Annotated in this window: 16 protein-coding genes and 2 pseudogenes; 10 read left to right on the top strand and 8 right to left on the bottom strand. The window is 76.2% G+C overall.

Features of this window, described 5'->3' with window-relative positions; translation table 11 throughout:
• Window positions 1-5 precede the first annotated feature (5 nt).
• Both NPS70_RS25135 and NPS70_RS25130 read right to left on the bottom strand, forming a co-directional pair.
• Window positions 6-770, bottom strand: coding sequence for a glycerophosphodiester phosphodiesterase family protein (locus NPS70_RS25135; protein WP_256526694.1), 765 nt, complete (start codon window positions 768-770; stop codon window positions 6-8).
• Entirely contained in the window at window positions 767-1,414 is a 648-nt protein-coding gene (locus NPS70_RS25130; protein ID WP_256526693.1) for a YitT family protein, read from the bottom strand. Before NPS70_RS25130 ends, NPS70_RS25135 begins: the two co-directional genes overlap by 4 nt.
• 99 nt (window positions 1,415-1,513) lie before the next feature.
• Between NPS70_RS25130 and NPS70_RS25125 the strand changes: the two genes are divergently transcribed.
• Complete coding sequence (locus tag NPS70_RS25125) at window positions 1,514-3,013, top strand: PLP-dependent aminotransferase family protein (RefSeq protein ID WP_256526692.1); 1,500 nt, start codon at window positions 1,514-1,516, stop codon at window positions 3,011-3,013.
• A 99-nt stretch (window positions 3,014-3,112) separates the two neighbouring features.
• Here the strand turns inward: NPS70_RS25125 and NPS70_RS25120 are convergent, their stop codons facing one another.
• Both NPS70_RS25120 and NPS70_RS25115 read right to left on the bottom strand, forming a co-directional pair.
• Complete coding sequence (locus NPS70_RS25120; RefSeq protein WP_256526691.1) at window positions 3,113-4,738, bottom strand: ATP-binding protein; 1,626 nt, start codon at window positions 4,736-4,738, stop codon at window positions 3,113-3,115.
• Between the two features lie 34 nt (window positions 4,739-4,772).
• A complete protein-coding gene (locus NPS70_RS25115) occupies window positions 4,773-4,967 on the bottom strand; it encodes a hypothetical protein (RefSeq protein ID WP_256526690.1) in 195 nt (64 codons plus the stop codon).
• A 344-nt stretch (window positions 4,968-5,311) separates the two neighbouring features.
• On the opposite strand from NPS70_RS25115, the gene NPS70_RS25110 reads away from it, so the two are divergent.
• The 6 genes and pseudogenes from NPS70_RS25110 (at window position 5,312) to NPS70_RS25080 (ending at window position 14,868) form a co-directional block, all read left to right on the top strand.
• Window positions 5,312-5,704 (top strand): ankyrin repeat domain-containing protein, encoded by a 393-nt coding sequence (locus tag NPS70_RS25110; protein ID WP_256526689.1) that lies wholly within the window; start codon window positions 5,312-5,314, stop codon window positions 5,702-5,704.
• A 320-nt stretch (window positions 5,705-6,024) separates the two neighbouring features.
• Entirely contained in the window at window positions 6,025-7,440 is a 1,416-nt protein-coding gene (locus tag NPS70_RS25105; protein ID WP_256526688.1) for a HEAT repeat domain-containing protein, read from the top strand.
• A 155-nt stretch (window positions 7,441-7,595) separates the two neighbouring features.
• Entirely contained in the window at window positions 7,596-8,726 is a 1,131-nt protein-coding gene (locus NPS70_RS25100; protein WP_256526687.1) for a glycosyltransferase family 1 protein, read from the top strand.
• Window positions 8,723-9,892 (top strand): annotated as a pseudogene (locus NPS70_RS25095) (glycosyltransferase); the annotation flags it as partial. The gene NPS70_RS25100 and the pseudogene NPS70_RS25095, both read left to right, overlap by 4 nt.
• Window positions 9,893-10,120: 228 nt before the next feature.
• Window positions 10,121-11,098 carry an SGNH/GDSL hydrolase family protein gene (locus tag NPS70_RS25085; RefSeq protein WP_374212055.1) on the top strand — a complete coding sequence of 326 codons (978 nt, stop codon included), beginning with the start codon at window positions 10,121-10,123 and terminating at the stop codon, window positions 11,096-11,098.
• On the top strand, window positions 11,095-14,868 hold the full coding sequence (locus NPS70_RS25080) for a hydantoinase B/oxoprolinase family protein (protein WP_374212053.1): 3,774 nt from the start codon (window positions 11,095-11,097) through the stop codon (window positions 14,866-14,868). The genes NPS70_RS25085 and NPS70_RS25080 overlap by 4 nt, the downstream gene beginning before the upstream one ends.
• Here the strand turns inward: NPS70_RS25080 and NPS70_RS25075 are convergent.
• The 4 genes and pseudogenes from NPS70_RS25075 to NPS70_RS25060 all read right to left on the bottom strand — a co-directional run.
• Window positions 14,775-15,668: pseudogene (locus NPS70_RS25075) on the bottom strand (biotin-dependent carboxyltransferase family protein); the annotation flags it as partial. The gene NPS70_RS25080 and the pseudogene NPS70_RS25075 overlap by 94 nt on opposite strands.
• Window positions 15,665-16,276: an allophanate hydrolase subunit 1 gene (locus NPS70_RS25070; protein WP_256526761.1), complete on the bottom strand. Its 612-nt coding sequence runs from the start codon at window positions 16,274-16,276 to the stop codon at window positions 15,665-15,667. The gene NPS70_RS25070 and the pseudogene NPS70_RS25075, both read right to left, overlap by 4 nt.
• A gap of 257 nt (window positions 16,277-16,533) precedes the next feature.
• A complete protein-coding gene (locus NPS70_RS25065) occupies window positions 16,534-17,298 on the bottom strand; it encodes a 5-oxoprolinase subunit PxpA (protein ID WP_256526685.1) in 765 nt (254 codons plus the stop codon).
• A 187-nt stretch (window positions 17,299-17,485) separates the two neighbouring features.
• Window positions 17,486-18,763 carry an MFS transporter gene (locus NPS70_RS25060; RefSeq protein ID WP_256526684.1) on the bottom strand — a complete coding sequence of 426 codons (1,278 nt, stop codon included), beginning with the start codon at window positions 18,761-18,763 and terminating at the stop codon, window positions 17,486-17,488.
• 267 nt (window positions 18,764-19,030) lie between these two features.
• Here NPS70_RS25060 and NPS70_RS25055 point away from each other — a divergent pair, with 267 nt between their 5' ends.
• The 3 genes from NPS70_RS25055 to NPS70_RS25045 all read left to right on the top strand — a co-directional run bounded on the left by NPS70_RS25055 (window position 19,031) and on the right by NPS70_RS25045 (window position 22,656).
• The gene (locus NPS70_RS25055; RefSeq protein ID WP_256526683.1) at window positions 19,031-19,762 is read left to right on the top strand and encodes a GntR family transcriptional regulator; all 732 of its coding nucleotides are present in this window, start codon (window positions 19,031-19,033) and stop codon (window positions 19,760-19,762) included.
• Between the two features lie 220 nt (window positions 19,763-19,982).
• Window positions 19,983-21,527, top strand: a complete 1,545-nt coding sequence (locus NPS70_RS25050) for a hypothetical protein (protein WP_256526682.1) — start codon at window positions 19,983-19,985, stop codon at window positions 21,525-21,527.
• Between the two features lie 211 nt (window positions 21,528-21,738).
• Entirely contained in the window at window positions 21,739-22,656 is a 918-nt protein-coding gene (locus tag NPS70_RS25045) for a hypothetical protein (protein ID WP_256526681.1), read from the top strand.
• The last annotated feature ends 46 nt before the right edge of the window (window positions 22,657-22,702 follow it).

Genomic DNA, 22,702 nt, shown 5'->3' with positions numbered 1-22,702 from the left:
GATGGTCAGACCCACAGTCCGCGGTCCGTGAGCACGGCGCGCAGCGTCTGAAGATGATCGGTCATGATGCCGTCCACGCCAAGGTCCAGGAGCCGTTCCATCGAGGCCGCGTCGTTCACCGTCCACACGTGCACCTGGAGACCGCGGGCGTGCGCGGCCCGGACGAACCGCCGGTCCACCACCCGCACGCCGCCCTGCCGCTCCGGGACCTGGGCGCACACCGCCCCCTCGCGCACGGGCACCGGCAGGCCGAGCGAGGCCAGCCGCAGCGCGAGGACGCCCCGGACCCCGAGGGAGGTGGCCAGGCGGGGCCCCGCAGCCCGGGCGGCCCTGGCCACCCGGCCCTCGTCGAAGGAGCCGACGCACACCCGGTCCCAGGCCCCGGTCCGTGCGATCAGGCCGACCAGCGGCTCCAGCGCGGACTCGGTCTTGAGGTCGACGTTCCACCGGGCCTCGGGGAACTCCTCCAGCAGTTCCTCGAAGAGCGGCAGCGGCTCCCGGCCGGCGACCCGCGCCCGGCTCACCTCGCTCCAGCTCAGCTGGGCGATCCGGCCCCGGACGTCCGTCACCCGGTCGAGCGTGCTGTCGTGGAAGGCCACCAGCCGCCCGTCGCGCGTGGTGTGCACATCGGTCTCGAAGTAGCGGTAGCCGGCCTCCGCGGCGCGGCGGAAGGCCGCGGCGGTGTTCTCCAGCCCGTCCGCCGTGCCGCCGCGGTGGGCGAACGCCAGGGTGGAGGGGTGGTCGAGATAGGGGTGGGGTATGCGGGTCACCGCCGCAGTATGGCCTGCCCGGGTGACGAGTCGGCGGCCACTGTGCTGCGCGTCACGGGCTCGGGGACGGCGAAGACGCGCAGGAAGGCCTGGGTCAGCGGGCCGATGGTCAGCGCGTACAGCGCCGTCCCCACCCCCACCGAGCCGCCCAGCAGGAAGCCGGTGGTCACCACCGCGACCTCCAGGGCGGTGCGCACCAGCCGGATCGAGCGGCCGGTCAACCGGTGCAGCCCCGTCATCAGCCCGTCGCGCGGACCGGTGCCGAAGCGGGCCGCGATGTAGAGGCCGGTGGCCATCCCGTTGAGCACGACCCCGCCCACCAGGAGGGCGACCCGCACGGGCAGCGCGCGGACGTCCGGGAGGACGGCGAGAAAGGCGTCCATCGCGATCCCGATGACCAGCAGGTTGGACACCGTGCCCAGCCCCGGCCGCTGGCGGATGGGGATCCACAGCAGCATCGCCACGGCGCCCACCAGGATGGAGACCGTGCCGATGGACAGGCCGGTGAGGCCGGACAGCCCCTGGTGGAGCACACCCCAGGGCTCCAGGCCCAGTCCGGCGCGGACCAGCAGGGCGCAGCTCGCGCCGTAGAGCACGAGCCCGACGTACAACTGGACCAGCCGGCGCAGCATCAGCGCGGACATGAGGGACCCCCCGTGGTGGTAGTGGACCGATGCGTGTCACTCTGTGGCTATGGAACATGCGCCAACCATGGCCAATTCGAGGAAGGTGGACTGACTTCCATGTCCCAGTGGACTTCAGCGGTCGGTGCGGCGCAGCTCGCCCGCCAGCTCTCCTCCCAGCAGCCCCGCCCCGCCGGTCCCGGCACCCGCCGTCCCCCGGCCTACCGTGCGCTCGCCGACGGCATCCGGCTGCTCGTGCTGGAGGGCAGGGTGCCCGTCGCGGCCCGGCTCCCCGCCGAGCGGGAACTGGCGCTCGCCCTGTCGGTCAGCCGCACCACCGTGGCCGCCGCCTACGAGGCCCTGCGCACCGAGGGCTTCCTCGAGTCGCGCCGCGGGGCCGGCAGCTGGACCTCCGTCCCCGCGGGCAACCCGCTGCCCGCCCGCGGACTGGAGCCCCTGCCGCCCGAATCGCTCGGCTCCATGATCGACCTTGGCTGCGCGGCCCTGCCCGCCCCCGAGCCCTGGCTGACCCAGGGCTTCCAGGGAGCCCTGGAGGAGCTGCCGCCGTACGCCCACACCCACGGCGACTACCCCGCGGGCCTGCCCTCGCTGCGGCAGATGCTCGCCGACCGGTACACGGCGCGCGGCATCCCCACCATGCCGGAGCAGATCATGGTGACCACCGGCGCCATGGGAGCCATCGACGCCATCTGCCACCTCTTCGCCGGCCGCGGCGAGCGCATCGCCGTGGAGTCCCCCTCCTACGCCAACATCCTCCAGCTCATGCGCGAGGCGGGCGCGCGCCTGGTCCCGGTCGCGATGGCCGACGGTCTGGGCGGATGGGACCTCTCGCGCTGGCGCCAGGTGCTGCGGGAGGCGGCACCGCGGCTGGCCTACGTGGTGGCCGACTTCCACAACCCCACCGGCGCGCTCGCCGACGAGGAGCAGCGGCGCGCGCTCGTGGAGGCGGCCCGCAGCGCGGGCACGGTCCTGGTGGTCGACGAGACGATGTCCGAGCTCTGCCTGGACCCCGGGGTCGCGCTGCCGCGGCCGGTGTGCGGCTTCGATCCGGCCGGGTCGACCGTGCTGACCGTCGGCTCGGCGAGCAAGGCGTTCTGGGCCGGGATGCGCATCGGCTGGGTCCGCGCGGCGCCGGACGTGATCCGCTCGCTGGTGGCCGCCCGGGCCTACGCCGACCTCGGCACGCCCGTGCTGGAGCAGCTGGGGGTGAACTGGCTGATGCGCACCGGCGGCTGGGACGAGGCGGTGGCGGCCCGCCGGGACCATGCCCGGGAGAACCGGGACGCGCTCGTCGCGGCCGTGCGCCGGGAGCTGCCCGACTGGGAGTTCGAGGTCCCGCACGGCGGGCTGACGCTGTGGGTGCGCACCGGCGGCCTCTCCGGCTCGCGCCTCGCCGAGGTGGGGGAGCGGGTCGGGGTGCGGGTGCCCTCCGGCCCGCGCTTCGGTGTGGACGGTGCGTTCGAGGGCTATGTGCGGTTGCCGTTCACGGTCGGCGGGCCCGTGGCCGACGAGGCCGCGGTGCGCCTGGCGGCCGCCGCGCGACTGGTCCGCACGGGCGCTTCCACCGGGGCCGAGTCCCCCCGGACCTTCGTGGCCTGACGCACCGCGGCCGGGTCCCGCGGGGAGCGGGACCCGGCCGGGGGTCTGCGCGGGGCGGCCGCCGGGAGCCCGGCGGCGGCCTCCAGCGGTGGTGCGGCCTCAGCTGTCGGCGGGCACGGCGGAGACCTGCCGGCCGGGCGCCGCGGGTGCCGTCGCCGGGGTGGCGGTGTCCGCGGCGCTCCCGGTGTCCCGGGTGTCCGCGGGGAGCGCCTCGACCGCGTCGGGGCGGGGCGGCAGGAGGTCGAGCACGGCCCGCCGCTGCTCCTCGGGCGCCGTCTCGTCGGAGGGGTCGGGCGTGGCGGGGACCTGGACGCGCAGCACGGGCCCGGTGCCGAGGCGGGCGTAGCCGCGGCCCGGGGGGACGTCCGCGGGCGGGGTGGTGGGCGGGACGTCGCCCAGCACCGCCGCGACCTGTTCGCCGGTGGCCGGGCCCAGCAGGACCCGCGCCCGGGTGTGGGTGTGCACCGCCTCGCCCAGTGCCGCGGCGGCGTCCGGCTGCTCGGCCACCACCACGGTGACCTGCGCGGCGCGCCCGTGCCGCAGCGGGACGCGCAGGTGCTCCCGCGGGTCGGTGCGCCCGTCCGCCGCGGCCGTGTCGCCGAGCGCGCCGGGACGGTCGACCAGGATCCACAGCGGGCGCCGGACGTCCTCCGGCAGCGGGGCCCCCGCCTGGCGGGCCCGGTTGGTCTCGATCAGGCGCCGCTCGGTCTCCCGCGCCGCCCAGTCGAGGCTCGCCAGTGCACCGTCCAGGCCGCGCTCGACCGCCACCACGCCGGGTCGGCCGGAGAAGCACGCGTAGGCGTCGGTGTCGCCTCCCTCGACGATCAGTACGTCGCCGTGGCGCAGGGCCTGCAGGGCGAGGGAGCGCAGCAGGGTGGTCGTGCCGCTGCCCGGTCCCCCCAGCACCAGCAGATGGGGTTCGGTCGACCGCGGCCCGGTGCGCCACAGGACGGGGGGAGCCTGGGCGGTCCCGCCGCCCGCGGTCACGGGCATGGTCCGCGGCACCGCGTCGGCGTCGGTGAAGCCGAGGACGGTCTCGCCGGGGGAGGTCACGAAGGTCTGGGCGCCGATCTCGGTGGGCAGCGGCGGGAGCACGCCGACGTCGAGCCGGTTGGCCTCCTCGTCCCATCGGAAGCGGTACTCGCGGCCCCGGCCGGACTTGGCGTGGAGCAGCCGCTCGATCCGCTCGCGTGCGGCGGGTTCCGAGTCGGTGAAGTACGGCGGATAGGACAGGCGCAGCGAGGCGATGCGCCCCTCGGCGTCGAAGGAGCAGTGGGTGAGGGCCCGGCTCCAGTCGCCGCCGTGGGAGTAGAGCGGGGCGGGGTCGCCGTCGGCGCGGAAGTACGGCACCAGCGCCTCGTACAGCGCGCTCAGCCGTGCGGTCTCGGCCTCGTCGGGGCCGGTGCGCACCGGCTCCCTGACGCGGCCCGCCCAGGCGGCCGCGGCCATCACCGTGATCAGGGCGATCAGCGGCCCGTACGGGATGACCGCGACCCCCAGGACGCCGGCCGCCACGAAGAACAGGGTGGGACCACGCCGTTCCTTCGGGGTGGCGGCCCACCTGCCGCGGGCCGTGGCGGCCAGCTTCCGCAGACCACGGCTGATCGTGATCAGCGGATGGAGGACGTCGGTGGCACTGTCGGCGGCCGTGCGCGCCAGTTCGCGGCTGCGGGCGATCTGTGCGCTACCGCTGGTCAGGATGCGGGGAAGTGGTCGCCGGGCCACAGCTGTCTCCTGGAGTCTCGTCGGTCGTCGGGTGTCAGAACTGGATCCCGCCCAGCAGCCCGGCGAGGCTCGTGGTGCCCGCCGTGATGCTCGGCGCGATCGCGGTGCCCGCGAGGAAGAAGCCGAAGAGCGCGGAGACGAAGGCGTGCGAGGCCTTGAGTCCGTCCTTGCGGAAGAAGAGGAAGACGATGATGCCGAGCAGGACGACGCCCGAGATGGACAGGATCATGAGTTTCTCCTGGGTGAGGGGACAATCACCATGAGTTGTTCCATCCTTACGGCCGGTATCTATACGACAAAAGGTGCATAAGAGTGAAATATTATTTATTTCATCCCCTTGGGTCAGAGCTGCGGGCGCGCCCCGTCGCCGCGCGGCGGGAACCGGGCCCCCGCCGGATTCCGCTTCCGGCCCGCGTCCCCTGCAGCGTCGCGGGCGCCGGGCCGGGTCGCCCGCCGGGCGAGCTCCGCGACCGGCTCCGGATCGCCCTGCGCGACGGGCAGTACCCTGTCGGTTCACTCGCACGGCCGCAGGCGCCGTGCGCCCCCTCCTCCACGAAGAAAGGCGGCCGTCCGATGAGCGAAGTCCCGGACTCCGAAGTGATCGAACTGGCGACCAAGGTCTTCGACCTGGCTCGACGCGGAGAGACCGAGACCCTCGCCGCCTACCTGGACGCCGGCGTCCCCGCGGACCTGACCAACGACAGGGGCGACACCCTCGTGATGCTCGCCGCCTACCACGGCCACGCGGCCACCGTCGACGCGCTGCTCGCCCGCGGCGCGGCCCCGGACCGCCCCAACGACCGCGGGCAGACCCCCCTGGCCGGAGCCGTGTTCAAGGGGGAGGGCGCCGTGATCCGCTCGCTGCTGGCCGGCGGGGCCGACCCGGGGGCCGGAACCCCCTCCGCCGTGGATACGGCCCGCATGTTCGGGAAGACGGACCTCCTGGAGTTGTTCGACGCCCGCTGAGCGCGGGCATGCTCCGAGCCGCCGCACCGTGTCCGCCGGCCTCCGGCCGACGGGCCGCGGCACGCCCGGCCACCGGCCCGGAAGGCGTCGTAAATGTGGTCGCGGTGGCGAAATGCGTGGGTCATCATGACGTCAGCCCTGTCCCGGACCCCCGTCCGGGAACTCCCCTGGGGCGCCGAAGAGAGGCAGAGGAACATGGTTTACACCAGGCAGAAGGCGGACGGGACGACCAACGGCCCGACAGGCTGCCGCGTGGCCCGGTGACGTACCAGGAATCCCGGCACCCGGTCGCGTCGACAGCTTGATGTGAGGCTCTCACCATGTTCGATCCCGTCATAGCGCCGAGCGGCACACTGCTCGGCCTGTTGCAGAGGGGCCGCGGCGACGGCACGCTGCACGCCCTCGCCGCCCCGCGCGCCGAGGCGCTCGCCGCCCTCAACCACTGCGTCGTGAGCGACCCCCGCCACGACTGGCAGGTCGAGAACCGCTCCCTCTACTACGCCCGCCTGTTCCTCGACCTCCACGGCTCGCTGGAGGAGATCGAGCGGCACCTGGGCGACGCCGACGACCACCTGGACACCGGCGAGACCCGCACCGGCCTCGCCCTCGCGGTCCTCGGCCACCTCGCCTCCTACGGGCGCGGCGACGCGCTCGCCCTGCTGCGGCGCTACGCCGCCACCGGCGCCAACTGGGCATGGGCCCTGGACGAGCTCGCCGTCCGCGACGACGACGCCGGGCTGCGCGCCCTGGCCGGACCGGTGCTGGCCCGCTTCCCCGCCACCCCGGAGGGCGAGGCGGAACTCGCCGCGGCCGTCCGCGACGCCTTCGAGCCGCGCCCCTGGCGCCTGTGGGCCGAGGACCCCCGGCCGTTCGTCGGCGAGCGGGTGCGCACCGCCCGGGAGGCCGGCTCCTTCGACCGCTGGCAGCGTCAGATGCGCCCCAGCGGCCCCCGCCCCGGCTGGAGCGTGCAGGCCGTCCTGGACTGGGCCGACGAGGGCCAGGAGCTGGGCACCCCGCGGCACGTCCCCGCGGCCCGGTGCCTCGCCGCCGTGGCCGGCCCCGAGGACCTGCCCGCCATCGTCCGCGCCGCCCGCCTCGGCAGCGACGGGGGGCGCGCCGCGTCCCTCCACTACCTGGCCGACGCCCGGCACGCGATCGTCCTCGACCTCGTGCAGGAGGCCGTGAACGGCGGCCCGGGCACCGTCGCGGACGCCGCGATCGCCGCCTTCGAGCGGATGTGCGATGCCGCTGCGGTGCAGCGTGCCCGCGGCTGGGTGCACCGCCCCGACGCGCTGGGCGCCGCCGCCGCCGGGGTGCTGGCCTGCCGCGGCACCGCCGATGACGCCCCCCTTGTCCTCGCCGCCCTGCGGGAGACCGTGCGCGCCGACGGCCCCGACGCCCCCCTGCTGTGGACCCTCGTCGACGGAGCCGGGCGGCTCGGCATCGACTGCGCCGCGCCCGTGCTGCGGCACGTCTACCGCGAGACGACCTCCTCCCGTCTCCGCGGTCGCGCCGCCCGGGCCCTCGCGGCCACCGACCCCTCCTTCGCCACCGGCTTCGCCGTCGAGTGCCTGTGGGACTGCGAGGAGACCACCCGCGAGGTGGCCGCCCTCCACGCCGAGACCGGGGACGTGCGCGTCGCCGACCGCTTGCGCCGCCTGGCGTCCGACCCGGCCGAGGAGGCCGAGGTGCAGACCGCGGTACGCAGCAGGATCGGGACCGACCCCGTCGGCTGACCCCGCGCCCGGAGCACCGTGCGCCCGTGGTCCCGCTCCGGCGTACGCCCGGCAGGACCAGGGGCGCGCCCCCGGCACGCAACGCTCACGGGACGTTCCCCGGGCGGACAGATCCACGTTGGCGACGCCACTCCGGGCCCGACGACAACACGGGTATGCGTGTCGTCATCGTCACCGAATCCTTCCCCCCGGACGTCAACGGTGTGGCGCACTGCGCCCTCCAGACCGCCCGGCACCTCGCCGCGCGCGGTCACGAACCCCTCGTCGTCGCCCCGGCCGCCCCCGGGGCGTCGGCCTGCGACGAACCCGCCGACCCCTGCCCCGTCGTCCGTGTGCCCTCCCTCCCCCTGCCCGGGTACCCGCAGGTCCGCGTCGCCCTGCCCAGCCGCCGGGTGGCCGCGGCCATCGCCGCGCACCGCGCCGACCTGGTCCACCTGGCCGGCCCCTTCGTCCTCGGGGTGCGCGGCATGGCCGCCGCGGCCCGCCGGGGACTGCCGGCCGTCGCCGTCTACCAGACCGACCTGGCCGGATACGCCCGCACCTACGTCGGAGCGGGGGAAGCCGCCGCCTGGCGGCGCATCAAGGCCGTCCACCAGGCCGCCGACCGCACCCTCGCCCCCTCCACCGCCGCCCTGAGGGACCTCCGGGAGCACGGCGTCGAACGCGTCCGCCTGTGGCCCCGGGGCGTCGACACCGCCCGCTTCCGCCCCGCGCTGCGCGACGAGCGGCTGCGGCGCACCCTCGCTCCGAACGGGGAACTCCTCGTCGGCTACGTCGGGCGCCTGGCCCCGGAGAAGCAGGTCGAACTCCTGGCCGGGACGTGCGCCCTGCCCGGCGTCCGCGTGGTCGTGGTCGGCGACGGGCCCAGCGGGAGCGCGCTGCGCGGCGCCCTGCCCGGCGCCGCCTTCCTCGGCCGCCGCACCGGTGACGAGCTCGCCCGCCTCTTCGCCTCCCTCGACGTCTTCGCCCACACCGGCCCCTACGAGACCTTCTGCCAGACGGTGCAGGAGGCCATGGCCTCCGGCGTCCCCGTGGTCGCACCCGCGGCGGGCGGCCCGCTCGACCTCGTGGACCACGGCCGCACCGGGCTCCTCGTCCCCCCGGGCGACCCCGCCGCCGTCCGGGACGCGGTGGCCGCACTCGCCGCCGACCCCGCGCTCCGCCGCGCCTACGGCACCGCCGGCCGCTCCGCCGTGGAGGGCCGCACCTGGGCCGCGGTCGGCGACCTCCTGCTCGACCACTACGCCGAGGTCCTCGGCGAGCGGGCCGCGGCGGTGGCGGCATGAGCGCGGCCGGCGGCAGACCGGCCGCGGCCGACGGACGCCCGCTGCGCATCGTGCGGATGGCCAACTTCGTCACCCCCTCCTCCGGGGGCCTGCGCACCGCGCTCGACCGGCTCGGCCGCGGCTACCGCGCCGCCGGGCACGAGGCCGTGCTGATCGTCCCCGGGGCCGAGCCCGGGGACGAGCGGACGCCGCAGGGGCGGGTGATCACCCTGCCCGGACCGGAGATCGCCGGGACCGGCGGCTACCGGGTGCTCACCGCGCGGCGCAGGTTGCGCGCGCTGCTGGAGGAGCTGGCGCCCGACCGGATCGAGGTCTCCGATCGCACCACCCTGCGCTGGACCGGGGAGTGGGCACGACGGCAGCGGGTGCCCTCGGTGATGGTCTCCCACGAGACCGCCGACGGCGTACTGCGCACCTGGGGCGTGCCCGGTGCCGCGGCCGCCCACGCCGCGGACCGCCTCAACCGGCGCAGCGCCTGGGCCTATTCCCGCATCGTGTGCACCACGGAGTGGGCCGAGCGCGAGTTCGTCCGGATCGGGGCCCGCAACCTCGTCCGCGCCCCGCTCGGCGTCGACCTCGACCACTGCCGCCCGGACCGCAGACGGCCCGCCCTGCGGGCCGAACTCGCCGCGGGCGCGGACGTGCTGCTGCTGCTCTGCTCCCGCCTCTCCGTGGAGAAGCGCCCCGGCACCGCACTGGACGCCCTGGCCGCGCTGCGGGCCGGCGGGACGGCCGCGGCGCTGGTCGTCGCGGGCGACGGCCCCCTGCGCCCCGCCCTGGAGCGCCGCGCCGCCGAGGAACGCCTCCCCGTGTCCTTCCTCGGGCACCTCACCGACCGCGGGGCCGTGGCCGACCTCCAGGCCGCCGCGGACCTCTGCCTCGCACCCGGGCCCGCCGAGACCTTCGGTCTCGCCGCGCTGGAGGCCCTCGCCTGCGGAACCCCGGTCGTCTGCGCGCCCACCTCGGCACTGCCGGAGGTGCTCGGCGACGCGGGGGCCGCCGCCGCGGGGAGCAGCGGCCCGGACCACGCCGCCGCCGCGCTGCGCCTCCTCGCCGTCCCCGAGCAGGAGCGGCGGCGCGCGGCCCGCGCCCGCGCCGAACTCTTCGACTGGCCCACCGCGGTCCGGGCCTTCCTCGCCGCCCACGAGGCCCCGCACCTCCCGGACGGCGGGGCGGCACGGGGCGGCCGCGGTGCGCCCGCCCCGGCGGCCCCGGAGGACGGCCCACGCCCCCACGCAGGTCCGGACCGTCCGCCGCCGGGCGCCCCCGGCCGCCAGGCCCCGGCGGGAACCGGCGCCCCCGTCCCCGCGCCCCGGCCTCGCCCCGGCCCGCCGGCCCCGTCACCGGGGAGCCGGACCCGCGGGGCGGGCGACCCCGAACGGCCCTCCGCCCCCGTGCCCCCCTCGGCTGCGCGTCCGGACCGGGGCACCCCGTCCGCCGCGCACGGCGACGGTGCGCGGGGCCCCTCGGACGCCCCGCGCCCCCTGCGGTTCGCCGCCCTCGGGGACTCGCTCACCGAGGGCGTCGGCGACCCCGTCGGCGACGCCTGGCGCGGCTGGGCCGCCCTGCTGGCCGACGGGCTCGGGCACCGCGAACGCCCCGCCGTGTTCCGCAACCTCGCCGTCGGCGGGGCCCTCAGCAGCGACGTCGCCGACACCCAGCTGCCCCGGGCACTCGCCTTCCGCCCGGACCTGGCCTCCGTCGTGGTCGGCGTGAACGACACCCTGCGCCGCACCTTCGACACGACCGCACTCGCCCGCCGCCTCGACGAGGTGCTCGCCGCGCTCGACGCCGGGGGAACCGTCCTGCTCACGGCCTGCCTGCCCGACCCGGGGTCGATGCTCGCCCTGCCCTCGCCGCTCGCCCGCCCGCTGGCGCGGCGCCAGCGGGCCGTCAACGCCGTGGTCCACTCGCTGTCCGAACGCTACGGCGCGGTGCATCTCCACGCCGCCGAAGCCTCCTGGGTCGCCGACCGCGCGCTGTGGAGCGCCGACCGCCTGCACCCGGGCGAGCGCGGCCACCGGATGCTCGCCCGCTCGTTCCACCGGCAGCTCGCCGCCCGCGGCCTCGCCCTCGGGCCCGAGCCCTCCACCGCGCCCGACGGCCCCGGACCCACCCGGGCCCAGGCGGCGGCCTGGCTCGCGACGGCCGGAACCGGGTGGATCGCACGCCGCTGCACCGACCTCGTGCCGCAACTGCTGCGCCTGGCGGCCGAGGAAGTGCTGCACCGGGCGGGCGGCACCGCGGAGCGGCTCGACCACGCCGCCCGTGCCGAGACGTCCGCCGCCCTCGCCGCCCTGCCCCCGCCGCCGCGCCGGACCGGATCCGCCACCGGGGCCGAAGCGCCGGCGGGCGCGAGAATGGGGGGATGAGCGGGCTCTGGGAGTTCTGGATCGACCGCGGCGGGACGTTCACCGACGTCGTCGGGCGACGCCCCGACGGCCGCCTGGTGACCCGCAAGCTCCTCTCACACGACCCCGGGCGCAGGAGGGACGCGGCGGTCGCGGGCATCCGCGCCCTGCTGGGCACCCCCGAGGGCGCCCCGGTGCCCGCGGACCGCGTCGCCTCGGTCCGGATGGGTACCACCGTCGCCACCAACGCCCTGCTGGAGCGGCGGGGGGAGCCGACCGTGCTGGTGACGACCCGGGGTTTCCGGGACGCCCTGAGGATCGCCTACCAGAACCGGCCCGGCATCTTCGACCGGCGCATCCTGCTGCCCGAGGCCGTGTACGGGCGTGTGGTCGAAGTACCCGAACGCCTCGGCGCCGACGGCAGCACCGTGCTGCCCCTGGACCTCGCTGCCGCCGCCGAGCGGCTGGCCGCGGCACGCGCCGAGGGCTTCACCGCGGCCGCGGTCGTCCTCGTGCACGGATACCGCCACCCCGAGCACGAGCGCCTCGTCGCCCGGGCCGCCGCCGAGGCCGGATTCCGTCAGATCAGCTGCTCGCACGAGGTCAGCCCCCTCATCAAGCTCGTGCCCCGCGGCGACACCACGGTCGTCGACGCCTACCTCTCCCCGGTGCTGCGGCGGTACGTGGAGGAGGTCGCCGCCGAACTCCCCGGGATCCGGCTGCTGTTCATGCAGTCCAACGGCGGACTGCGCCGGGCCGCCCACTTCCGGGGCAAGGACGCCGTGCTCTCCGGTCCGGCGGGCGGGGTGGTCGGCATGGCCCGCACCTCCGCCGAGATCGGCCACCACCGCGTCATCGGCTTCGACATGGGCGGGACCTCCACCGACGTCTCGCACTACGCCGGCGAGTTCGAGCGCGAACTCGGCACACAGGTCGCCGGGGTGCGGATGCGCGCGCCCATGATGAGCATCCACACCGTCGCCGCGGGCGGGGGGTCGATCCTGCACTTCGACGGGCGGCGCTACCGGGTCGGTCCCGACTCGGCCGGAGCGGTGCCCGGACCCGCCTGCTACCGCCGGGGCGGGCCGCTCACCGTCACCGACGCCAACGTGATGCTGGGGCGCATCCAGCCCGGCCACTTCCCCGCGGTCTTCGGCCCGCGGGGGGACCAGACCCTGGACGACGCCGTGGTACGGGAGCGCTTCACCGCCCTGGCCGAGGAGGTCGCCCGGGAGACGGGCACCCCCCGGACCGCCGAGGAGGTGGCGGCGGGCTTCCTGGAGATCGCCGTCGCGAACATGGCCAACGCCGTCAAGAAGATCTCCGTACAGCGCGGTCGGGACGTCACCCGGTACGCGCTGACCTCCTTCGGCGGGGCGGGCGGCCAGCACGCCTGCGCCGTGGCCGACGCGCTCGGCATCGACACCGTGATCGTGCCACCGCTCGCCGGGGTCCTGTCGGCCTACGGGATCGGGCTCGCCGACGCCACGGCGATGCGCGAGCAGTCCGTCGAGGCCGTGCTCGACGAGCGGAGCGCCGAACGGGTCCGGGAGGTGTGCGACACGCTCGCCGGGCACGCCCGGGGCGAACTGCACGCCGACGGCGTGCCCGACGAGGCCGTCCGCGTCACCGGGCGGGTGCTGCTGCGGTACGCGGGCACGGACTCCCCGCTGCCCGTCCCGCTCGGCGGGGCCGAGGAGATTCGTGCCGCGTTCGCCGCGCGGCACCGGGAGCGCTACGGCTTCACGATGGACAAGCCGGTGGTGGCCGAGGCCGTCACGGTGGAGGCGGCGGGCGCGGCGGGCGGTCGCGCAGGGGCCTCCCGCGGGGTGCCGTCCGGCGGCGCCGCGGGGGCCGGGACCGCGGAGCCGGCCGGGGAACAGCGGGTCGCGATGGTCGTGGAGGGAGCCCGGCGCGGCGTGCCGCTCCTCCGGCGCGCCGACCTGGTTCCGGGCCGGGGGGTCAGGGGCCCCGCGATCGTGGCGGAGCCTGATGCCACCACCGTGGTGGACCCCGGCTGGCGGGCCACCGCCGCGGAGGGCGGCCACCTGCTCCTGGACCGGGTCACCCCCCGCCCCGGCCGCAGGGCGGCCGGAACGGCGGTCGACCCCGTCCTGCTGGAGGTGTTCAACAACCTCTTCATGGCCATCGCCGAGCAGATGGGCGTGCGGCTGGAGAACACCGCCCACTCCGTGAACATCAAGGAGAGGCTCGACTTCTCCTGCGCGCTCTTCGACCCGCAGGGGCGCCTGATCGCCAACGCGCCGCACATTCCCGTCCACCTCGGCTCCATGGGCGAATCGATCAGGGAAGTGCTGCGGCGCAACGAGGGGCGGATGCGGCCGGGGGACGTCTACGCGGTCAACGACCCCTACCACGGCGGCACGCACCTGCCCGACGTGACGGTCGTCACGCCGGTCCACGACGGGGAGGACCTGCTCTTCCTCGTCGCCTCGCGGGGCCACCACGCCGAGATCGGCGGCATCACCCCGGGCTCGATGCCGGCCTTCAGCCGGACGGTCGACGAGGAGGGCGTGCTCTTCGACAACTGGCTCCTCGTGCGCGGCGGGCGCCTGCGCGAGCAGGAGACCCGGGACCTGCTGACCCGGGCGCGGTACCCGTCCCGGGCTCCGGAGGCGAACCTCGCCGACCTGCGCGCACAGATCGCCGCCAACGAGAAGGGCATCGCCGAACTCCGGAAGATGGTGGCGGAGTTCGGGCTCGACGTGGTCCACGCCTACATGGGGCATGTCCGGGCCCATGCGGAGGAGTCCGTGCGCCGCATCGTCGCCGGGCTGCGCGACGGCTCCTGCCGCTACGAGACGGACTCCGGGGCGGTCATCCGGGTGGCCGTGCACGTGGACCGGGCGCGCCGGTCCGCCGTCGTCGACTTCGCCGGGACCAGCCCCCAGGTGCCGGGCAACGCCAACGCCCCGTCGTCCGTGGTCATGGCGGCCGTGCTGTACGTCTTCCGGACCCTGGTGGGGGAGGACATCCCGCTCAACAGCGGCTGTCTGGAGCCCCTGGACGTCCGCATCCCCGCCGGCTCGATGCTCTCGCCCGTCCACCCGGCGGCCACGGTGGCCGGGAACGTGGAGACCTCCCAGGCCGTCACGGGGGCCCTGTACGCCGCACTCGGGGTGCAGGCGGAGGGGTCGGGGACCATGAACAACGTGACCTTCGGCAACGACCGCCTCCAGTACTACGAGACCGTTGCCTCGGGGTCGGGAGCGGGCGAGGGCTTCAGCGGCGCCGACGCCGTGCAGACCCATATGACCAACTCCCGCCTCACCGACCCCGAGGTGCTGGAGTGGCGCTTCCCCGTGCGGGTGGAGTCCTTCGCGGTCCGGGAGGGCAGCGGCGGACGGGGCCGGTGGCGCGGAGGGGAGGGTGTCGTGCGCGAACTCCGGTTCCTGGAGCCGATGACCGTGGCCCTGCTGACCGGGCACCGCCGGGTCCCCCCGTACGGCATGGCGGGGGGCGGGCCCGGTGCCCTCGGTGAGAACCGGGTGGTCAGGGCGGACGGACGCGAGGAGACCCTCGACGGCGTGGACACGGTCGCCATGCACGCCGGGGACCTGCTCGTCGTCCGCACCCCCGGCGGGGGAGGGTACGGCCCTCCTCAGGAGCCCCCCGGAACGGGGGAGCCGGGGGAGCCGCGGCCGGGGGAAGCGCGGGAGGCAGAGGGGGCGAGGGCCCGGGAGACCGGGACGAACCGGACCGGTGTTCCGGGCGGGGCCTGGGCCGCTCCCGCCAGGTCCCCCTCCTCCACCACACCCACCACGGGGTAGCCGCCGGTGGTCGGATGGTCCGCGAGGAAGACCACCGGGCGTCCGTCCGGCGGCACCTGCACCGCCCCCAGGACCATCCCCTCGCTGGGCAGTTCCCCTCCCACGGCACGCTCCAGCCCAGGGCCCTCCACCCGCAGCCCGATGCGGTTGCTGGCCGCCGACACCCGGTACCGGGAGGCGTACAGCCGCCGTAGGGTGCCCGGTGCGAACCAGTCGTGACGCGGCCCCGGCCGCAGCCGCAGCACCAGTTCCCCGGGCGGTGCCGCCCAGGGCACCCCGGCGCCGACCGGTCCGGGCCGTCCCGGCCCCGGCCCCAGAGGCAGCACGGCGCCCTCCGCCAGCGGCTGCGGCCCCAGGCCCGACAAGAGGTCCGTGGCACGGCTGCCCAGTACGGGCGCCACGTCCACGCCGCCCGCGAAGGCCAGGTAGCTGCGCACACCCCGCAGCGCAGGTCCCGCATCCAGCACGGCCCCGGCGCCCACCCGGAACGGAACGCCCCAGGGCGCGGGGCGGCCGTCGAGGGTGACCGCGCAGGGCGCCCCTCCGACGACGGCCACCACCCCGGTCAGCGGGCGCACGGCGCACCCGCCCAGGGTCGTCTCCAGCACCGCGGCGTCCGGGGCGTTGCCGACGAGGCGGTTGGCGAGCCGGGCGGCGGGACCGTCGAGCGCCCCCGACCGCGGCACCCCGAGATGCGCGTACCCGGGGCGGCCCGCGTCCTGGACCGTGGTCAGCCCCCCGGGGCGGACCACCAGCAGGGCCCGCACCGGCGGCGGCCCTCCGGAGCCGCGGGCCGTCACGGCTCCTCCGGGACGAAGCGCACCCGGGTGCCGGGGGAGAGCAGGGCGGCGGGTTGCCGCGACGGGTCCCAGAGCGGCGCGCCGGTCGTCCCGATGAGCTGCCAGCCCCCGGGGGACGGCCGCGGGTAGATGCCCGTGTAGCCGCCCGCGAGGGCCACCGCGCCGGCCGGGACCGCGGTCCTGGGCGTGGCCCGGCGGGGCACGGCGCAGGCGTCGGGCAGCCCCGTGAGATACCCGAAGCCCGGTGCGAAGCCGCAGAACGCGACCCGGTACGCGGCCGATGCGTGGATCCGGGCGGCCTCCTGCACCGACACGCCCCAGAGGTCCGCCACCTCCGGAAGGTCGGGGCCGTCGTAGCGCACCGGGACCACCACCTCCCCGGCCGCCGTGTCGTCGGGGTGCGCGTACTCCCACCGGGGGATCTCCTGGGCGAGGGCGGACGGGTCGGCCACCCCGTCCAGCAGCACGGTCCGTGCGGCGGGGACCACCTCGCCCACCCCGGGGAGCAGCCCCGCCGCCCTCCGCCGCTGGACCTCCGCGTGGAAGGCGGCCGTCTCCTCCCCGCCCCCCAGCTCCACCAGGAGTGCGCGGCTGCCGACCGGAAGCACCCGTACCGCCCCGGCCTCGTGTGCGCCGGGAGTCGTGCCGGGCGTACCCGCGTCCGCGCCCCGGGTCCCGAGGGGGCGCGGGGACGGCACGGAGAGCCCGGAGGCGTCGCGGGAGGCCGAGCGGGCGGGAGGCGGAGGCACGGCCGGCGCGGAGGCAGGAGAACCGGAGAGGTCGGAGCCGGCGGAGCGTGCCCGAGCGGCCTCCCGCCGGGCAGCGGGAGAGGGCCGCGGGCCGACGGGGCTGTGCCCCGTGCCCGTCATGCGAAGGCCTCCACTCTGACACCCGACTCCTCCAGCCGTGCCCGGACACTGCGGGCCAGCAGGACCGCTCCGGGCGTGTCCCCGTGCAGGCACAGGGACCGCGCCGGAATGCTGACCGGGTGACCGCACACCGAGGTGACGGCCCCGGACAGCGCCATGCCGAGCGACCGCTCGACCACCGCGCCGGGATCGCTGACCAGTGCCCCCGGGCCGCCTCGCGGGACGAGGGTGCCCTGCGCGGTGTAGCCCCGGTCGGCGAAGGCCTCCGGTACGACCGGCAGGCTCTCCCTGCGCGCCGCGTCATGCAGCACCGAGCCCGGCAGCCCGAGTACGGGGAGCCGCTCTCCGGCCAGGAGGACCCCCTCGACGACCGCTGCCGCCTGCTCCGGGTCGTGCACGACCCGGTTGTAGAGGGCGCCGTGGGGTTTGACGTAGGAGACGCGCGATCCGGCCGCCCGGGCGAAGACCTCCAGTGCGCCTATCTGGTAGGCCACTTCGGCGGCGAGTTCGCCGGGGGGCACCTCCATCGCCCTGCGGCCGAATCCCGCCAGATCCCGGTAGGAGACCTGGGCGCCGATCCGCACACCGCGTGCGGCGGCCAGGTCGCAGACGCGGCGCATGGTCGCCGCGTCCCCCGCGTGGAACCCGCAGGCGACGTTGGCACTGGTGACGACGGAGAGGAGCTCCTCGTCGTCGGTCAGCTGCCAGCGGCCGAAGCCCTCGCCGAGGTCGGCGTTGAGGTCGATGGACACTTCGGTCACGGTGATCTCCTGTGGGGTCGGACCGCGACACGTGCGGCGGCGGGGGGCAGCATGATGCCCGGCGGGACCGCGGGCCCCCGGGCCTGGGGGCCCGGCGCGGCGGCGCGCGGACCTCGGCACGGGCCGGGCGCCCGTACGGCGATCGCCCGGGACGCCCCGGAGCAGCCGCCGTGGGACCGGTGGGCCTTCATGCGAGCTCAAGTCCGCGCGTCTCGGGCAGGCCCGCCAAGGCCAGCACCGCCAGCCCGTACCCTGCCGCGCCGAGGGCCAGCGCCCCTCCGACGCCCCAGCTGCCGGAGAGGAACCCGACGAGCGTGGGGAGGAAGGCCCCGACGGCTCGGCCGCTGTTGTACGTGAAGCCCTGGCCCGTACCCCGGACCGCGGCCGGGTAGAGCTCGCTCAGATAGGAGCCGAAGCCGCTGAAGATCGCCGACATGCAGAAGCCCAGGGGGAATCCGAGCAGGAGCAGGAGGCCGTCGGCCCCCTCGGGGATAGAGGTGTAGGCGAGGATGGCGGCTGCGGACAGGGCCGCGAACAGGACGATGTTGTTCTTGCGGCCGATGTGGTCCGTGAGGTACCCACCGGTCAGGTAGCCCGCGAAGGCGCCTGATATGAGCAGGGCCAGGTATCCGCCGGTTCCGACGACGGTGAGCCCCCGCTCCGAGGCGAGGTAGGTCGGCACCCAGGTCGCCAGGGTGTAGTAGCCGCCCTGCACCCCCGTCGAGAGCAGCGTGGCGCACAGGGTGACGCGGCGCAGGTCCCCTCGGAAGAGGGCGGCGAGCGAACCCCGCTCGCCACTGGCACGCCGCCGTTCCGCGGCCTCGGGGGCGTCGCTGACGTTGCGGCGGACGTAGACCACCAGCAGGGCCGGCAGCGCTCCCGTCCAGAACAGCACGCGCCAGGCGGTGTCCGCGTCCAGGAACCCGAAGACCAGGGTGTAGACGGCGACGGCCAGAGCCCAGCCCACCGCCCAGGCGCTCTGCACCGCCCCGAGCGTGCGCCCCCGGTGGGCGGACCGCGCGTACTCGGCGACGAGGATGGCTCCGACGGCCCACTCCCCGCCGAAGCCCAGCCCCTGCAGGGCCCGGAAGACGAGCAGCATCTCGTAGCTCGTGGCGAAGCCGCACAGGACGGTGAAGACCGCATAGGTGGCGACGGTGGCGATCAGGGCCCTGACTCGGCCGATCCGGTCGGCGAGCATCCCCGCGAGCGCGCCTCCGAGCGCGGAGACGACCAGGGTGACCGTGGTCAGCAGCCCCGTCTGCCCGTTGTCCAGGCCGAAGGAGGCCGCGATGGCGACCATGCCCAGCGGCAGCGCGAAGTAGTCGTACGAGTCCAGCGCGTATCCGCCGAAGGCTCCGCCGAACGCGCGGCGCCCGCCGGGGCCGAGGGAGCGAAACCACGCGAAGGCGCCGGTGTCCTGCGCGGCGCCGCCGGGGACGGGCCGAGTCCTGGCCGTGCTCATCTGCACCTCGCTCCGTGAAGGGGTGTGGGGCGTGCCGGGTGGAGGGGCGGGGCGCCGTCGGCCGGTGCCGACGGTGCCGTGAGGGGCCCCGGTGCCTGCGGGATCCCCGTCCGTGACCGGCCCGACGCGGCCGGTCACCACAACGTAGAGGATTGTTCAACGATCCGACAAGGGGCGCAGTGGCGCGTTCCGGCTCCTACGATGTACTCCCGTGCGCCGGGTTGGGCGCCGTCCGGCGCGGGCAGAGCGCGGTGAGAAAGGGGTGTCGTGGAGACGACCGGGCCCAAGGGCGGCGGACTTGCGGACGACCGCCACCTGCTGGGGCGCACCAGCACGGCGGAGCGCGTCGCCGACATCCTGCGCACCCGCATCGCCGAGGGGTACTTCCCGCCCGGGGAGCGCCTCTCCGAGGAGGCCATCGGCAGGGCGCTCGGGGTCTCGCGCAACACACTGCGCGAGGCGTTCCGGCTGCTCACCCACGAGCGGCTGCTCGTCCACGAACTCAACCGGGGCGTCTTCGTGCGGGTGCTCGCCGTGCAGGACGTCGACGACATCTACCGCACGCGGCACCTGGTCGAACGCGCCGTCGTCCAGGGTCTCGGCGAGCCCCCGTACCCCCTGGAGCGCCTGGCGGCCGCCGTCGAGGTCGGCGAGCACTCGGCCGGCGACCGGGACTGGCGCGGCGTCTCCACCGCCAACATCCACTTCCACCGCGAGCTGGTGGCCCTCGCGGGCAGCCCGCGCACCGACGAGCTGATGCGCGGCGTGCTCGCCGAACTGAGGCTGGCCTTCCACGTCGTCGACGACCTCCGCGCCCTCCACCAGCCCTACCTGGTGCGCAACCGGGAGATCCTCGACGCGCTCCGCCGCGGGGAGCCCACCGAGGCGGAACGGCTCCTCGCCGACTACCTCGACGACTCGCGCGCCCGGCTCGTCGAGGCCTACGCCCACGCCGTCCCCGGCGGCGCCCGTGACGGGACCGTGGGCCCCGGCGCCTGAGCGCCCCGACCGGAAGTAGGTGCCCCCGGGCCCTCCGCGCCCCCGCGGCCCGCGGAGCGCCCGCCCCCGCCTGCCGTGCGCGACCGGCCGGACGGCGGCCCGGCGGTGGCGCCCGCCCTGCGGCGCCCGCGATCCGCCGCGCCGCCGTGACACGGCGCACCCGCCCGGTCGCCCTGCGTCGTTTCGACCGTTGTCCGTGCGAGGACCTAATCTGTGCAGCGTGACTTCGCCTGCCCCGACGGACCCCGCTCCGCCCCAGCTCAGCGCGGGGCCGCGGCCCGCGCCGGGCCCGGCCGCCGACGAAGGGCTGGCGCGGCGGCTGCGCGCCCTCGCCTGCACCGCGCCCCTGCACGACCTGGACGCGCGCAAGGCCAACCTGGCCGGCGAGTACTCGGTCTACACGATGGCGGAGGTCGCCCTCGCCGCCATCGACCTCGTCACCCTGCACATGGACTTCGACACGGGAGCCGACCACGAGCAGATAGTGGCCAGGCTGCTCCCGCGGGTCGCCGCCCAGGCGCCGCAGCGCCCCCAGGAGGAGCACGAACGGGTCGCCCGCTGGGTCCTGGAGAACCTGATCAACGTCGGCAGCGTGGACCGCGGCTTCCGCGCCGTCTACGGCACCTTCGGTCCGGACGGCGCCTACACCCGCCGCGACTACGACTTCAAGCTGATCGAGGAGGTCCCCGGCCACGGGGGCGGCGTCTACCTGCGCACCACCGACGAGGCGGTCAACGTCCTCGTCGGCGCCCTCGACACGGATGTCACCAGCGCGCAGATCGCCGCCGAGGTCAAGCTGGAGATCCTGATCAGCCGCGGTCGCCTCGCCGACGCCCAGCTCGCCGCCGAGCAGGCCCGCTACCGGACCGTCCAGTACTCCGAGACCCTGCGCCGCACGCTGGAGGCCACCCGCCGCAACGTGCGGGCGGTGGACTGGCTCAACACCGTGCCCGACATGATCGCCGAGGCCCTGGAGCACGTGGCCGACCGCTACCGCCACGAGAACGCCATCCTCACCAACATCCGCAGGGCGCGCGACGAGGCCGAGGCGGGCGACGACCCGAGGCTCGCCGACCACAAGCGCCGCGCCGCCGAACTCGTCGACATAGTCAAGGACTGCATCCGGCGGCACACCCAGCTGCAGTCCCGGCTGCTGGAGGCCGGTCCGCTGTTCCGCGCCGAACAGGACCGCCAGGCCTTCGCGCGTCCCACCGGGCGTACCGGCCTCGACCTGTACGGGCAGCTGATGGCCCCCGTCCTGCCGCTGCCGCTGGAGTCGGCGACCCGCGTCACCGACGCCTACTTCGCCCGCGGCACCGGCCTGCGCACCCCGGCCAGCGTCCGGATGGCCGACCTGGTGGACGTCCTGCTGACCCCGCCGGCCGAACGCGAGCACCTCGGCGCCGAGATGCCGGAGCCCGACCTCATCGCCACCCCGGACGACAGCCGGTTCAGCGAGGAGCAGCTCGCCCGCGCCACCGAGCTGCTCGACCTGGAGCACGAGGCACCCCGCAGGCTGTCCGGCCTCCTCGCCGAGGCCCGCCGCACCGACCCGGACCTGCCGTACCTCGTGGCGCTGCTGGCCGTCCACGCGGCGAGCCCCCCGGTGGGCACCGCCTACCGCCAGGGCGAGAAGCGGCTGCTGTTCGCCGTGGACGACGGCACCGAGCTGGACGACCCCGAGTTCGGCGGTGCCGACCTGATCGTCGGCACCGCGCTGCTGGACGCCGAGGGCATGGCGGCCGACCGGTCGGAGGGGGCATGACCGCCCCCGGCGCACGGCCCGGCACGGCGCCGCACCGGCCGCCCGCCCCCGCATCCGGGAGCCGGGCCCCCGCCCGCCCCTCGCCCGCCCGCGGCGTCCGGTGGGACGGGCCCGAGGACGCCCGCCCCGCCGCCCCCACCCGCCCTGGAGCGGCACCGCCCCACCGACCGGCCCCAGCGGCCGCCCCGCGCATCCCCGAGGAGCCCCACCCGTGAGCGACCACCCCGCCGAGCACTCCGCAGCGTGGAGCGAGCCGGGCGCGCCCTCGGGGCCCCCGGCCGGACCGGTCTCCGCCCCGGGGGCCGGGAGCCTCACCCCCGCCGACGCGGCCGACGCAGCCCGCCTCGTCTCCTTCGGGCTCCAGCCGAGACTCCTCCCCGCCCGCGACGCCGAGTACGGCGAACTGCTGCGCCGCTACCGGGAGGACACCGCCTTCGCCCGCCTCGCCGACGCCGTCGCCACCGGGCTCGGCCTCGTGGTCCTGGAGGTCTCGCCCCGCGCCGGCATGGCCGTCACCGCGGGCGAGGACTCCGTCTTCGCCGTCCGCATGGGCGACTACGCGCGCCGGGCCTCGTCGGACGCGGCCGACCGCTTCCTCCACGGCCTGGCCCATCTCGCCGTCGCCGCCATGGCCTTCCCCCGCCCGGAGGACCTCGCCGACGACGGCTACATCGGCCGCATCACCGTCAACGGCGTGGACGGCTTCGTCCGCCAGGCCTGCCGCCGGCTCGAGGAGCGGGCGGAGGAGGAGGGCCGCAACAGCGACCCCGCCAGCGGCTCCTCGCACCTGGAGGAGGCATGGCGGGTCTACGCCCGGCGCAGCGCCACCGGGGCCACCAAGGACGCCCGGCGCCTCGCCGGCTCGACCACCGGCATCATCGGCAAGGCCGTCGGCTTCCTCACCGAGTCCGGCTTCCTCCAGCGCACCGGCGACGAGGCGGGCGGCACGTACCGGACCACCGCCCGCTTCCAGCTCCAGGTGCGCGACATGGCCGGTACGGCGGCCATGTCCGAACTGCTCGACCTGGGCGTGGTCCCGGTGAGCGACGGCAGCGCCACGCTGGTGCCGGCCCCCGAGGGCGACGACCTCGAACTGGCCGCCGACGCGGGCCTGCCCTTCCACACCTGACCGCACGCGCCCCGCCCGCCCCGGGCACCGCCGAACCGCCCGACCC

Origin of the sequence: Streptomyces sp. C10-9-1 (assembly GCF_024497955.1) — a bacterium.
Taxonomy (GTDB): Bacteria; Actinomycetota; Actinomycetes; order Streptomycetales; family Streptomycetaceae; genus Streptomyces; species Streptomyces sanyensis.
This window is presented reverse-complemented; position numbering and strand designations above follow the sequence as displayed.